10 protein-coding genes and 1 pseudogene are annotated in these 13,637 nt (G+C 40.4%); 8 read left to right on the top strand and 3 right to left on the bottom strand.

Annotation, left to right across the window (positions count from 1 at the left end):
- Positions 1-2: 2 nt before the first annotated feature.
- The 5 genes from AAG747_RS19000 (at position 3) to AAG747_RS18980 (ending at position 7,455) form a co-directional block, all read left to right on the top strand.
- Complete coding sequence (locus AAG747_RS19000) at positions 3-1,073, top strand: HmuY family protein (RefSeq protein WP_346822797.1); 1,071 nt, start codon at positions 3-5, stop codon at positions 1,071-1,073.
- Positions 1,074-1,136: 63 nt separating this feature from the next.
- On the top strand, positions 1,137-5,858 hold the full coding sequence (locus AAG747_RS18995; protein ID WP_346822796.1) for a cobaltochelatase subunit CobN: 4,722 nt from the start codon (positions 1,137-1,139) through the stop codon (positions 5,856-5,858).
- Between the two features lies 1 nt (position 5,859).
- A complete protein-coding gene (locus AAG747_RS18990; protein ID WP_346822795.1) occupies positions 5,860-6,555 on the top strand; it encodes a hypothetical protein in 696 nt (231 codons plus the stop codon).
- Positions 6,543-7,142: a MotA/TolQ/ExbB proton channel family protein gene (locus AAG747_RS18985; RefSeq protein WP_346822794.1), complete on the top strand. Its 600-nt coding sequence runs from the start codon at positions 6,543-6,545 to the stop codon at positions 7,140-7,142. The genes AAG747_RS18990 and AAG747_RS18985 overlap by 13 nt, the downstream gene beginning before the upstream one ends.
- Positions 7,123-7,455, top strand: coding sequence for a DUF2149 domain-containing protein (locus tag AAG747_RS18980; RefSeq protein ID WP_346822793.1), 333 nt, complete (start codon positions 7,123-7,125; stop codon positions 7,453-7,455). The genes AAG747_RS18985 and AAG747_RS18980 overlap by 20 nt, the downstream gene beginning before the upstream one ends.
- A 197-nt stretch (positions 7,456-7,652) precedes the next feature.
- Here AAG747_RS18980 and AAG747_RS18975 read toward each other — a convergent pair whose 3' ends face one another.
- From AAG747_RS18975 to AAG747_RS18965, 3 genes are all read right to left on the bottom strand, one after another.
- Complete coding sequence (locus AAG747_RS18975) at positions 7,653-10,460, bottom strand: bifunctional aconitate hydratase 2/2-methylisocitrate dehydratase (RefSeq protein ID WP_346822792.1); 2,808 nt, start codon at positions 10,458-10,460, stop codon at positions 7,653-7,655.
- 253 nt (positions 10,461-10,713) lie between these two features.
- Positions 10,714-11,193 (bottom strand): VOC family protein, encoded by a 480-nt coding sequence (locus AAG747_RS18970; protein ID WP_346822791.1) that lies wholly within the window; start codon positions 11,191-11,193, stop codon positions 10,714-10,716.
- A gap of 95 nt (positions 11,194-11,288) precedes the next feature.
- On the bottom strand, positions 11,289-11,921 hold the full coding sequence (locus tag AAG747_RS18965) for a hypothetical protein (RefSeq protein WP_346822790.1): 633 nt from the start codon (positions 11,919-11,921) through the stop codon (positions 11,289-11,291).
- A gap of 373 nt (positions 11,922-12,294) precedes the next feature.
- Here AAG747_RS18965 and AAG747_RS18960 point away from each other — a divergent pair, with 373 nt between their 5' ends.
- The 3 genes and pseudogenes from AAG747_RS18960 to AAG747_RS18950 all read left to right on the top strand — a co-directional run bounded on the left by AAG747_RS18960 (position 12,295) and on the right by AAG747_RS18950 (position 13,497).
- Positions 12,295-12,600 carry an ArsR/SmtB family transcription factor gene (locus tag AAG747_RS18960; RefSeq protein ID WP_346822789.1) on the top strand — a complete coding sequence of 102 codons (306 nt, stop codon included), beginning with the start codon at positions 12,295-12,297 and terminating at the stop codon, positions 12,598-12,600.
- 150 nt (positions 12,601-12,750) lie between these two features.
- Positions 12,751-12,966 (top strand): annotated as a pseudogene (locus AAG747_RS18955) (alcohol dehydrogenase catalytic domain-containing protein); the annotation flags it as partial.
- Positions 12,967-13,053: 87 nt separating this feature from the next.
- Positions 13,054-13,497, top strand: a complete 444-nt coding sequence (locus AAG747_RS18950) for a zinc-binding dehydrogenase (protein WP_346822855.1) — start codon at positions 13,054-13,056, stop codon at positions 13,495-13,497.
- Positions 13,498-13,637: the final 140 nt, after the last annotated feature.

The raw sequence follows: 13,637 nt of genomic DNA, 5'->3' as shown, positions 1-13,637 counted from the left end.
AAATGAAAACTCCTATTACATTATTTCTTTATTTACTTAGTACGCTTTTTCTCTATGGTTGCAAAGACAAAGAGGTAGACCCTTCAGATAATTTTGAAACAGGAACAACCCTCACAGCCGCCATGGGAGATGACCTTGCCCGTCAGGTTTATATCGATCTCAGTGAAGGAAAAATGACCTCGATTGCCGTAAATACCTGGGAGTTAGCTTTCGAAAAGGAGGGTAATGCCATCAGAACAAACTCAGCGAAAAAAGTAGCCATCGCTATTCCAGCAACTACTAATTTTGATGAAGTAACAGATGATGAAGGTCTGGATTATGCTTATGATTCCTCCGATGGGGATTTAGGTACTACCGCACTTAATGGCTGGGAAACCAATCAACCTTATGTGATCAATCTGGGGATTGATGAAAATGGCAACAACCTGGGCACTAAAAAATTTAGGATCACGGCTAAAAACAGCACAAGCATTGCAATTCAGTTTGCTGAGCTAGACGGAAGCCAATCTCAAAATGTTAATATCGACTTTGACGAAGGAAATTTTACTTTCTATTCCCTCATAAATGCTCAAAAAGTAGTGGTTGAACCTGCCCGTTGGGATTTGGTACTCACAGCAGTGAGCCTGCGTACAGGCGCTCCTTGTGCTTCAATGGGTGCTGGCGCAAAACCTGGCGTAAATTGTGATATTTACCGGTTGGGCGCTTCAGCCATGACCAACACCTACCAAGGGGTACAGGTAGCGGTAGACGATCCTTTTGAAGAACTAAAAAAAGACGATGATCCGGAAGCTGAAAAAAACCAACAGACCATTGAAAGCAGCAATTTTGACGACTTGGGTATTTCCGATTTTAATACATTAGGGGCTTCTTCTTCTGCTGATGCCATCGGTAGAACATGGCTACAAATTTTGGAACCTCATAGCAGTGGCGTATATAAAGTCTATGATTTCATCACCTACATTGTAAAAGATACGGATGGTAATTATTACAAGCTGAGGTTTCTCGCTTATAAGGGCGGAGATAACGCGGAAAATGGATACCCTACTTTTGAATACGAGTTGTTAGCAGAATAAGAATATTGAGTTTACAATGAATCCCTGTCTGATGAGATAGGGATTAAATTGACATTGTCTTTTATGAAAATACCCAGAAAAGCCCTCTTTACACGCATGGGCCTTATGCTTTTGGTTCTCCTTCTGGCCGTATCCGGATACCGGTATTACCAAAAGGAAATAAGCACCACCAAAATAGCTTTTATCAATTATTCTGAATTTAAGCTTTCCAGAATCAGTAAGTCCAATGCCAATACCTGGATTGAAATGGAAATATTGGATTTAAATGACCTGGAAAACCTGCGTCAATATTCAGCGGTATTCATTTTTGGCCGGGGTTTCCAAATGTCTCCGGAACAAATGACAGCGCTCCAAAATGCAGGGTATGCAGGGATAAATCTTTTTGTAGAATCCGCCACTAACCCCAATGTAGATGTCACTAATTTAAAAGGTGAAACCTTGGATAAAGTGACCGATTATTTCCGTTTCGGAGGCACGGCCAACTACGGCAATCTGCTCGCTTATGTCCGCCACGATTTAGAAGGAAAAACTTGGTTTGCAAATAAGCCCGAAGAGCCGATTTCAGTACCAAATGATGTGTTTATTCATCTGGATGAAAAAGCTGTTTTTGAAGATTTTGAGGCCTGCCAAAAGTACATGGAAGAACATGGATTTTACAAGCCAAACCAACCTAAAATAGCGCTGCTTACTAGTGTTCCCGGACCTTTCAATGCGAATAGAGAGCATATAGATTCTTTGATTAGTATGTTGGAGAGCCGAAACCTGAATGTGTACACTATCAGTGCCGCCACCAAACGGCTGGATTTTCTCAAACAAGTCAACCCCGACTTGGCTATTTTAATGCCGCATGGCAGGCTTACCTTGGGCCAGGAAAAAGAAGCGGTTTCTTGGCTCAAAGAAAAAAATATTCCACTTCTCACGCCACTTAGCGTATTCCAACCCTACGAAGATTGGGTGGATGATCCGCAAGGTTTTGCAGGAGCTTTATTATCGATGAGTGTGGTGCTCCCCGAAATTGATGGCGGGATTAACCCCTATGCAGTGGTGGCGCAATATAAAGATGAAACAGGCTACTTGTCTTTTCAAACTATTCCCGATCGCTTGCAAAAATTTGGCGATATGGTTGAAAAATGGCTATTGCTTAAATCAAAATCCAACAAAGACAAAAAAATTGCCATCTACTATTTTAAAGGCCCCGGACTCAATGCCATGGTGGCAGCCAATATGGAAGTAGTGCCTTCTATTTACAACACATTGGTCAGGTTAAAAAATGAAGGGTATAAAGTGGAAAACTTACCTGCTTCGGCTGATGAACTGTGGGAGATGATTAAAGCACAAGGTGCGGTGTTAGGACCCTATGCCCAGGGTGCTTTTGATGAGTTTTTAGAAAATGGCCATCCGGCACTGGTTGAAAAATCAGTGTATGAAAACTGGGTGGCCAAAGATTTAGCGCAAGAAAGCTATGAAGCTGTAAAGAAAGAATTCGGGGAAGCTCCGGGCGAATATTTAAGCACTGTAAAAGAAGGAAAGGATTATTTGGCTGTGGCCAGGTTACAATTCGGAAATGTTGTTTTGCTGCCTCAGCCCCTTGCCGGACTTGGTGAAAACACTTTTCAGATTGTGCATGGTACAAAAGCAGCCCCACCACATCCCTACATCGCTTCCTATTTATGGACAAGGCATGAATTCCAGGCTGATGCCATCATCCATTGGGGTACACATGGAAGTTTGGAGTTTACGCTCGGCAAACAAGTTGCCCTTTCTGGCTACGATTGGGCCGATGCGCTGATTGGCATTACACCGCATTTCTATGTTTATACCATCAGCAATGTTGGTGAAGGGATTATTGCCAAACGCAGAAGTTATGCAACGACTTTAACCTATTTGACCCCTCCTTTTATGGAGGCTGATGTATCAGGTGACCTGAAACAACTCAGCGATAAACTTACCGCCTTTATAGGCACAAGTGGTGCGGTTCGTGAGCAATATCGCAAAAATATTGGCGAGCTGGTGATGAAACTAAATTTGGATACGGATTTGGGCTTGGACAGCACTGGCATTTACGATGATGAAACTATCATGCATATTTCTAACCATATTGAAGAAGTCAGAAACTCAAAAGTGACAGGTGGTTTATACACCATGGGAAATTTTTATAACCAGGAACAAATAGACCATACGGCTGAAATCATGGCTATGGACCCGATCGCTTACAGCCTGGCTTCACTCGATAAGTTGAAAGGAAAGGTGACGCAAAAGCAATTAGATAACCAGGTATATTTCGACAAAAATTACAGGGCCAAGTCGAAAAAAGCCATTAAGGAAATCACACAAAAAGGAACCTCAACGGAAGCGGTACTCACCAGTTTAATTGACAAAAAAGATCTTGAAGCAGCGTATGACTGGGCAAAGAAAAGCAAAGGTTTATCAGATGCAGATATCATTAAGGGGTTTATCAGTATGGGAAGCGCTCAGCCAAAGGATAAAGGCACTGGCCACAAGAAAACAAGAAATGCCTCAGAGCCAACAGAAGAAGAGCTTGTTGAGTTGAAAAGCTTAGTGATTGCCATTTCTCCATATCCCGAAAAAGTAGCGTTTATCGAAAAGTTAAAATCTGATAAACAGTTTAAGCAAAGCGCTGGTATTCTTGATCCACAAACATTAGAAAAGGCAAAAACGGTGGCTAAAGCGATTCCGGCAATGGCCAAAGCACTGGAAATAGGACAACAGCCGGATGTATTTGCCCTACTCAAAATGATGCAAAAAGAATCTTTAAGGCAATTGACTTTTGAATTGCTAGAAGATAAAAGTCTGGCGGCACAGGTAGCGGATGAAAGAAAACGGGCAGAACAGCAAACCATGGCCACATTAACCAATCCTGAATATCTGGAATCTATTCACTTGATTGAAAAAAGTACTGCGCTGACCCGTATGACAAAGGAGCAACTTCAACAGCACCTTCCGCATTTAAATGCATTTGTAGCAAATATAGGATTACTCAAGGAAAAAAAGCCGGATGAGCTTTCTTCTTTTCTGGCCAATGATGACTTGGAAATGGCACTCAAAACTTCAATAGAAAACATTGAACTGACCCTTTTGGCAAAAGAAAGCATAGAGAAGGAGTTTGCCGAATCTGTGTTGGCCATTGAAAAGGCAGTAAGTCTGGTCAATCAATATCGTGAGGACTTAAAAACCAGTACTGAATCGGAAGTGCAAGCCATACTTACCGGTTTAGAAGGTGGTTATATTGCACCCTCCTCAGGTGGTGACCCGATTACGAATCCGGCAACGATCCCTACCGGTAGAAACCTGTATGCTATTGATGCGGAAAAAACACCTTCACCCGAAGCTTGGACTGTAGGTGTAAATTTAGCCAAAAACCTCCTTAGCACGCATCAGAAAAAGCATGGAGCGTATCCTCAAAAAATAAGCTTTACCCTTTGGCCGGGCGATTTTATCGGAACAGAAGGAGCCATGATTGCCCAAATTTTTTACCTGTTGGGAGTGGAACCCGTTCGCGATCCTTTTAACAGAGTGGTAGACATCAAATTGATTCCACAGCAAGAATTGGCTAGGCCAAGAATAGATGTGGTAGTTCAAACCGCTGGGCAGTTTCGTGACCTGGCTGCTTCCAGAATGTTTTTGATCAATAAAGCAGTGAGAATGGCAGCATTGGCAGAAGATGCTCAGGATAATTTTGTAAAAGCAGGCGTTATGGCAGCGGAAGTTTTTATGAAGGAAAAAGGTTTATCTCCAAAACAAGCCAAAGAATGGGCAACCCAACGGGTATTTGGCGGGGTGAATGGTACCTACGGAACCAATATTATGGGCATGGTAGAGAAAGGAAATACCTGGGAAGATGAACGGGAAGTGGCCAATACCTACATCAATAATATGGGAGCGATTTATGACGAAGGAGAGTATTGGGGAGCATTTCAAAAAGGGGTTTTTGAGGCAGCCTTGCAAAATACTGAAGTGGTGGTTCAACCTCGGGAAAGTAATACTTGGGGTGGTTTGAGCTTAGACCATGTGTATGAGTTTATGGGCGGATTGAGCATGGCGGTAAGGTCGGTGACTGGTAAGGACCCCGATGCGTATTTCAATGATTTTAGAAACCCGAATAATGCCAAGGTCCAAGGTTTAAAAGAAGCCCTTTGGATAGAAGCACGTTCTACTTTGCTTAACCCTAAATACATCAGTGAATATATGAAAGGTGGGGCCACTTCGGCAGAGACATTTGCCGAAACTTTCCGCAATACTTATGGCTGGAATGTAATGAAACCCAATGAGATAGACAATGAGCTGTGGAATAACCTTCACGAGGTTTATATAAAAGATAAGCTCAACCTCAAATTGTACGATTTTTTTGAAAGAGAAAATCCCTATGCTTTGGAAGAGATGACGGCTGTGATGTTGGAGACAATACGCAAAGGCTATTGGAAGGCATCAGCAGCGCAAATACAGGAGCTTGCCAATTTACATACCAACTTGATAAAAGATCACAAAGCGGGTTGTAGCGAATTTGTTTGCAATAATGAAAAGCTGGAAGCCTTTATTGCCGAAAATTTAACAGAGCAAACACGCGCTGATTATGAAGCTGCCCTTAGAGCTGTACAAGAATCGCAAAGCACCGATGAAGCGGTTGTTTTAGAAAAAGAAACCATAAAAGAAAAACATCAAAAGGTTGATTATGAGGATGATATGTCGGTAATACTGTATGTTTTAGTTGGAGTGGTGGCATCACTTTTTGTATTCCTTTTCATAAAAAGAAGAAGGCAAGATTAAGATGGAGTTAGTAGTTCAATTGTTGTTGGTTTTCGCTTTGCTTAGCACATTTTTTCAAATAAGCCAGTGGAATTTTATTCCTCGGCTGGTTTTGGTGATTGTGTTGGTAACTGTTAGTTATTGGTTTTACCCATGGGTAATTGAGCAAAGCAATGATCAATTGAAACAATGGTTGGCTAACCCCATCAAAATGCAGCATTTGGCCACCGTTCAAATCATAGAAGCAGTGGTATTTACCGGGATTGATCTATCCAACCTGAAGCAATTTTTTGGACAGTCAGCAAAAAAAGGATTTCGGTATGCAAGTTATTTCCCGGGAATAATGGTATTGGTTGCCGTGCTGTATTTTCAGATGCGCTGCTTTTATGTGCTATCCCATCTGATTGATTTTAACCTCCTAGGTATTGGCTTTTCATTAGGGATTGGAATGTTATTTTTACTGATTCCTCAGCTCATTAAACGGCTCATTCCGGAAGGGTATCTCAGAATGGAATTGCGCTATATGCTGGGTTTTGGTCAAATTCTCGCTTGCGTGGTCATTACGGTTTTTTGCCAGAAACTCCCTTACCATCAGCAGCAAAACCATTTGGATATCAATTCTTTAGCCTATTTGTCTGGTTTGCTTATTATCATGTTTTTGCTGGGTTGGGTGGTGTCAATTATTAAAAGAAAAATGAAGTTTAAATGGAAGTATTGAATAAAATTTTGTATTGGATTTCCACAGGCTTGATGTTGCCTGTTGTGGTGGGGTTGCTGTTTTTATTTCTCAGGGCATTGGCCGCCTTGGGTAGTTTTTATGGTTTGTATGTCAACCGATTAAAAGCAGCAAAAAAGGTCACGCCATTTCTGGGAGAAGTAGCTAGTAGTGGCCTCACAGGCCAACAAGCTCCTACGGGGAAAGACCGTATTTTTGCATCACTGGAACACTTATTACAAGCGGTTCATTCCCCGGTAAATCGCGAAAAGATACTCAGCGATTTTGAACTAGCCATGAGCAAACAACTTTCTACTACGAAGAATATGTCGAAATTAGGCCCTGTGCTGGGTTTAATGGGAACGCTTATTCCTATGGGACCGGCTTTAGTGGGTTTGGCTTCCGGAGATATAACCTCTATGGCTGAAAATATGCAAGTGGCCTTTTCTACCACCGTAGTCGGGCTCATTGTGGGTGCTATTGGTTTTACCCTTACCGAAGTAAAACAAAGATGGTTTGCCAAAGACCTTTCATTACTCTATTATATCTCAGACTTAATTTCAGAAGAACATGCGAAGAAGGAAAAATAAATTTCTCAACCCGGCTGTGGATAACGATCCGGTTTCCGCTGTGGCCAACCTTTTTGATGTAGCTATGGTATTTGCGGTAGCACTTATGATCGCGCTGGTTACCCGTTTCAATATCGCGGAAATGTTTACCCAAGAAGATTTTACAATTGTAAAAAACCCGGGTAAGGAAAATATGGAAATCATCACGAAGAAAGGCGAAGAGATTATCCGGTATAAATCCAATAACAATGCAAAAGGAGATGGCAAAAAAGGAAAAAGAGTAGGCACTGCTTATGAGTTAGATAATGGAGAAATTATCTATGTGCCGGAGTAATTGAGAAGGTTAATGCCCTTGAAACCGCAGGATTCTACTTTATGAAAAAGCGGTTTAAGAGCTACTCTCTTAAACCGCTTTTGAAGTCAATGCCATTTATATATAGCAGCCAGTTATGTCGTTTTCAACATCGGACTCTAAACAAGCAAAACCTATTTTATCTTGAGGCATACCTCAAGATAATTGTCATTTTAAAACTAATAAGAAATTTGATGGCCAGACATCGGACTGGCAGTCATTTTCTTAAGAGGTGGTGCAAATTGTGTCAGTTTAATGCCTTTTACCGCCGTTTTATATTCTTCGATGGTAGGAGTTCTACCAAGAATAGCCGACAGCACCACAACCGGTGTAGAGGCTAGTAATGACTCTCCCTTTTTACGGTCTGAATCTTTTACAACACGCCCTTGAAACAAACGGGTAGAAGTAGCCATAACGGTATCTCCTTTTTCTGCCTTTTCTTGATTTCCCATACAAAGATTACAGCCAGGTCTTTCAAGATACAAGATGTTATCGTATTCTGTACGGGCGGAACTTTTAGGAGCAGCATCATCAAATTCAAACCCAGAATACTTTTGTAGTATTTCCCAGTCTCCTTCTGATTTCAGTTCGTCAATGATATTGTAGGTTGGAGCAGTGACTACCAAAGGAGCTTTAAACTCAACCTTGCCCTGTTGCTCCTCAAGGTTTCTCAACATCTTAGAAACTATTTTGATATCGCCTTTGTGCACCATACAAGAGCCGACAAAACCAAGATCAACGTGCTTTTCCCCTTCATAGTAAGAAAGCTCTCTAATGGTATCGTGTGTGTAGCGTTTTGATACATCTTCATTATGCACATCCGGGTCCGCAATCATTGGTTCGTCAATAATATCTAAATCAACCACAAATTCCGCATAATATTTAGCATTTTCATCTGGGGCTAATGGAGGTTTTTCTCCGGACCTAATCTCATCTATTCTTTTATTCGCTTTATCAATAAGGCCTTGAAGGACTTGTTTTTCATTATCCATCCCCTTATCAATCATAATCTGAATTCTACCTTTGGCAATCTCTAAAGATTCTATCAGCGTATCATCTTGAGAAATACAAATTGATGCTTTCGCTTTCATCTCTGCTGTCCAGTCTGTAAAGGTAAAAGCTTGGTCAGAAGGTAAGGTTCCTATATGTACTTCAATAATTCTCCCTTGAAAAACATTTTCCCCACCGAACTTTTTAAGCATTTGAGCTTGTGTTGCATGAACTACATCTCTAAAGTCCATGTAATCGTTCATTTCTCCTTTAAAAGTTACTTTCACAGATTCAGGGATTGGCATAGAGGCTTCTCCTGTTGCTAAAGCAAGAGCAACCGTTCCCGAATCGGCCCCAAAAGCAACTCCTTTTGACATTCTTGTATGCGAGTCTCCGCCAATAATTATAGCCCAATCATCAACTGTAATGTCATTAAGTACTTTATGAATTACATCGGTCATGGAGTGATACACCCCTTTAGGGTCGCGTGCAGTGATAAGACCAAAGTCGTTCATAAATCTCATTAACTTTGGAATATTTTCTTGTGCTTTTAAGTCCCAAACCGAAGCCGTATGGCATCCCGATTGATAGCCGCCATCCACTATCGGAGAAATCACAGTAGCCGCCATTGCTTCTAACTCTTGCGAAGTCATTAAACCGGTAGTATCTTGAGAACCTACGATATTTACCTCTACACGAACATCAGAGCCTGCATGTAATACTTTTCCGGGAGTGGTTCCTACTGCGTTTTTATTAAATATTTTCTCTACTGCGGTGAGCCCTTGTCCTTCATGAGAGATTTCTTTATTTGGGGCAAATACGGGAGGAAGGTTAATGCCTAAAGTTTTGGCGGCAAATGTTTGTAGTTTTTTACCAAACACAACTGCATATGATCCACCGGCTCTCATAAACTCCATTTTTTGAGGAGTAAATGCCGCAGAAATATCTTTTAATACTTTATCGCCTTGGTAAAGCTTTTTTTCTTTGGTATTTATTGTAAGTACAGTCCCGGTATCAATCGAATACGTTTGTTCTAATACCGGCTCTCCGTCTTCATCGACCACTGTATTTCCGTTAGCGTCTTTTTTCTTCACCCAATTTTGCAGGTCGAGACCTATTCCTCCAGTGACACCTACCGTGGTAAGGAAAATTGGTGAAATTCCGTTTGTACCGGCTACAATCGGAGCAATATTAATAAACGGCACATATGGGCTTGCTTGCTTACCTATCCATAACGCAACATTGTTAACACCAGACATTCTTGATGACCCCACCCCCATTGTTCCTTTCTCTGCTATTAGCATGACTCTTTTGTCCGGATGCTTTTCTTGTAATGCTAAAAGCTCGTTTTGTCGTTTGGTGTCATGTTCAAACATAGATTTACCGTGCAGTTCACGGTCTGACCTTGAATGAGCATCACTACCAGGCGAAAGTAAATCGGTAGAGATGTCTCCCACTCCGGCAATATAGGTAACTACCTCAATTTGTTCTTCTACTTCCGGTAGTTTCGTGAAAAACTCAGCTTGGGCATAGCTTTCAAGGATTTCTTTAGCGACTTCGTTCCCGCTTTTAAAGGCGACCTCCAAACGCTCCATATCGGCCTCATAAAGGAAAACTTGTGTCTTTAAGACCTCTGCCGCCTCTGTTGCAATTGATTTATTATCACCTAGGGCTAAATCCAATAATACATCAATTGATGGCCCTCCTTTCATATGTGATAATTGCTCAAAAGCAAAGGCAGGTGAAATTTCTTCTACTACAGAATCTCCAAGAATAATTTCTTTTAAAAAATCAGCTTTTACACCAGCTGCACTTGTAGTTCCTGGTAATACATTATAAATAAAGAAATTGAGAGAGTCTTTTCTGTGTTCATTGTTTAAATCTTTAATTTGCTCAATGATTTCAGCTAACAATTCAGCACTATCAATGGGCTTAGGGTGAAGACTTTGTGCTTTCCTTTCTTCAATTTCTTTTAGATATTCACTGTATTTACTCATATACTTTTTACGATTAGCTCAATTTGAGACAAAAGTAAGCAATTCTCCTCAATTTAGAATACTATATGTATTTATGCTTAATCAATTCGAGTTTAAGAGCATATCTGAAATTGATCCTTCAGGTCAAAAACTCCCATTTCAGGGATCTCGACATGGCATTTTAAGAATCCTAAACGGAGAGTTTTCGCTGCCAAAAGGGCCGCCTCCGTTTAGGATTTCAAACATGCTCTTATACAATGTTAGCGATTGTTTTTCATTCTGCCGATTGGTGCAAGGCGATTCGGTTTCCTTCGCAGTCTTCAAATTCCGCTACTAATCCAAGGTTGCCGATTGGTGTCTTCGGATACAGAAGTTGCCCACCATTTTCAACAACACGTTGTAAAGTACTGTCGATATCTAAAGTTTTGAAGTAAATAACAACTCCACCTTTTGTCGGCTTATAAATTTCCCCTTTCGCCAAGGAGCCCGAAACTCCTGTTTGGCCATCCGTGAACGGAAATAACGCCATTTCATTATGGTCTATAACCTGCTTTTCAAAGTGAAAGTCGAATACTGCTGTATAGAAATCTATTGCTCGATCAATGTCATTAACAGGTATTTCAAAATATACCACTGGGTTATAGGATGTTATATTTGATTCGTTCATAACCTTATCAGCCTTATTGGTTTGGCAAGAAAAAATTGTTGTTATCAAAAGAATTTTTAAGAAAAATAGGGTTCCTGAAATCTTCATTTACTATTTGGAAAGTTCGTTTTTTAAATGCTGATTAACACTTCTGGAAACCTTTGTTAAGCCAACAGCGATGAGCCATGGTTGTCAAACGTTTTTTATTCTTCATCGATTTCACTCATTCTTTCATAGGTGAATTCAAAAGATGCAATCTCTCCGGATATTTCCCAAACTTCGTGGTCCCGGTCAACAGTAGTGTTACTATTGCCTTTATGAAATGGTTTACACGTATAGTTTTTGACCGAAGGTGGAATCAAAATCGGGTTCATCATTTCAGCCATCAATTTTATATCTTCATTTGCCCTTACAAAATTTGCATCATAAATTTCTCCAAAGCCATTGTGGATTGTATAGAAAGTCTTTAAATCGGTCGGAATATCCCAATTAAAAGTTTTCAAATTTTTATTCGGCTCGGGGTTTAAAAGTGGCACTCCTCCTGTATATACCTTGAAATAATCTCGATCATCGTAAAGTTTCATATCGAGTAGATCGTGTAAATACCAGGTGCTTTCTTTCTTCTCTGTGTAGATAAATTCACACCGGCCTTTTAAGGCCGAAATCAGGTTCGGAATTTTACCGGCAATAAACTTTGATATAGGGTTATCATTTAAGCTTACCCAAGGACACCCTTTTGGAAACTCACCAAGTTGATAATAATTCGTGCTATTTCTCGATTCAAAAACAAGCTTAACTCCATTAAAACCATAATTATTTATGATTTCATTTTCCAAGTTTGTGGTTCGGATAAATTCGGGTTTAAACATCTCTTTTGAGTTTGTTGCGAAATTTATTCGTTAATTCAGAGGTCAAATTTTCGTAGTTCATTCTTTATTCTTCTAACGCCTAAAGATTTTCAGTTACTCTTCAGGCTAAATAATTTGTCGACTTTTATTACTCATAACGGCTTTGGCTATGAGTAGTTGCGTAAGAGCATGCTTAAAGCTTTTCATTGAGCCTGTTAAGACTTATTTGGCTGTTTCGTCTAATACATTGTAGTGAAGCCCTTTTCCCGAAGTGTAGAGAGACGGAATGCAGAGGAATGGACTTTACAGAATTTTCAATGAAAGCTTGTAGGTATTTAGGGAATTTCCTAAATTTGTAGCTATGGAATTATTGGCAATCATTAAGTCTTTATCAAACGAAACACGTTTAAATATTCTTAAATGGTTAAAAGACCCCTTTGCTCATTTTCCTGAGGAGGAACTGAGCGAATACACGCCAGCATTAGGTGTATGTGTATCCGATATTGCCAAAAAGGCCGGCATGTCCGTGCCTACCGTTTCTGATTATTTAAAAACTATGTCGGCCGCGAATATTTTGATTGCCACAAGAAAGGGACAATGGACATATTATAAAAGAAATGAAAAATCTATCCAAGAGTTAGCAATATATATAAAAGAGAGACTTTAAAAATTTTTTAATTTACTATTTAGGTATTTACCTAATTTACTAAATATATTAATCATGAAAGCAGTAATGTTAAAAGAGTTCGGCCCTGTTGAAAATTTCGAAATGGTAGACATACCAATGCCGTAACCTAAGTTCAGGGAAGTTTTAGTCAAGGTCTTTGCCACTTCTGTGAATCCTTTGGACTACCAAGTGCGCCGGGGGGATTATAAAAATGAATTGGACTTGCCTGTCATTACGGGTCATGATGTCTCCGGTGAGATCGTAGAACTTGGCCCGGGAGTAGAAAACTTTAAAGTCGGTGATGAAGTGTACTACACCCCTGAGATTTTTAAGGGGCAAGGAAGTTATGCGCAATATCACTGTGCCCACGAGTCTATCATTGGCCTGAAGCCAAAAAGTCTTAGCCATCTGGAAGCCGCAACGCTTCCCTTAGCAGCAGGTACCGCTTGGGAGATGCTAGTTACCAGGGCACAACTCAAAATCAACCAGACTATTTTGATTCACGGGGGTGCCGGTGGTGTAGGCATACCAACCATTCAAATTGCCAAGGCTATGGGAGGAATTGTGTTTACTACAGCAAGAAAAGCCCATCATGACTTTCTTATGGAATTAGGTGCCGATTATGTGATTGACTACGAAAATGAAAATTACATCAATGCGATTCAACAAATGACAGGCAATAAAGGAGTGGATGTAATAATTGACACCATAGGAGGCACTACCCTTGCTGATAGTGGGAAAATACTCAGTCAGATGGGGCAGGTAGTTACATTGGTTGATATTGAGAAACCTCAGAACCTTATTGAGGCCTGGGGGAAAAATGCCACCTACCATTTTGTCTTTAATCGACAGAATAGAAAAAAATTGGATGAACTGACCCAATTGGTAGAAAGCTAAAAGCTAAAACCGATTTTAAACAAGGTCTTTTCATTGTCAGAGATCGGTAAAGCTCATCGCTTATTGGAACACAAAACAGGTGATGAAAATTTTTATGGCAAAATAGGAATAGAGATTGAAAAAGAAATATAAAAAGCTCC

The sequence above is a fragment of the Rapidithrix thailandica genome (genome assembly GCF_039710355.1).
GTDB lineage: Bacteria > Bacteroidota > Bacteroidia > Cytophagales > Flammeovirgaceae > Rapidithrix > Rapidithrix thailandica.
This window is presented reverse-complemented; position numbering and strand designations above follow the sequence as displayed.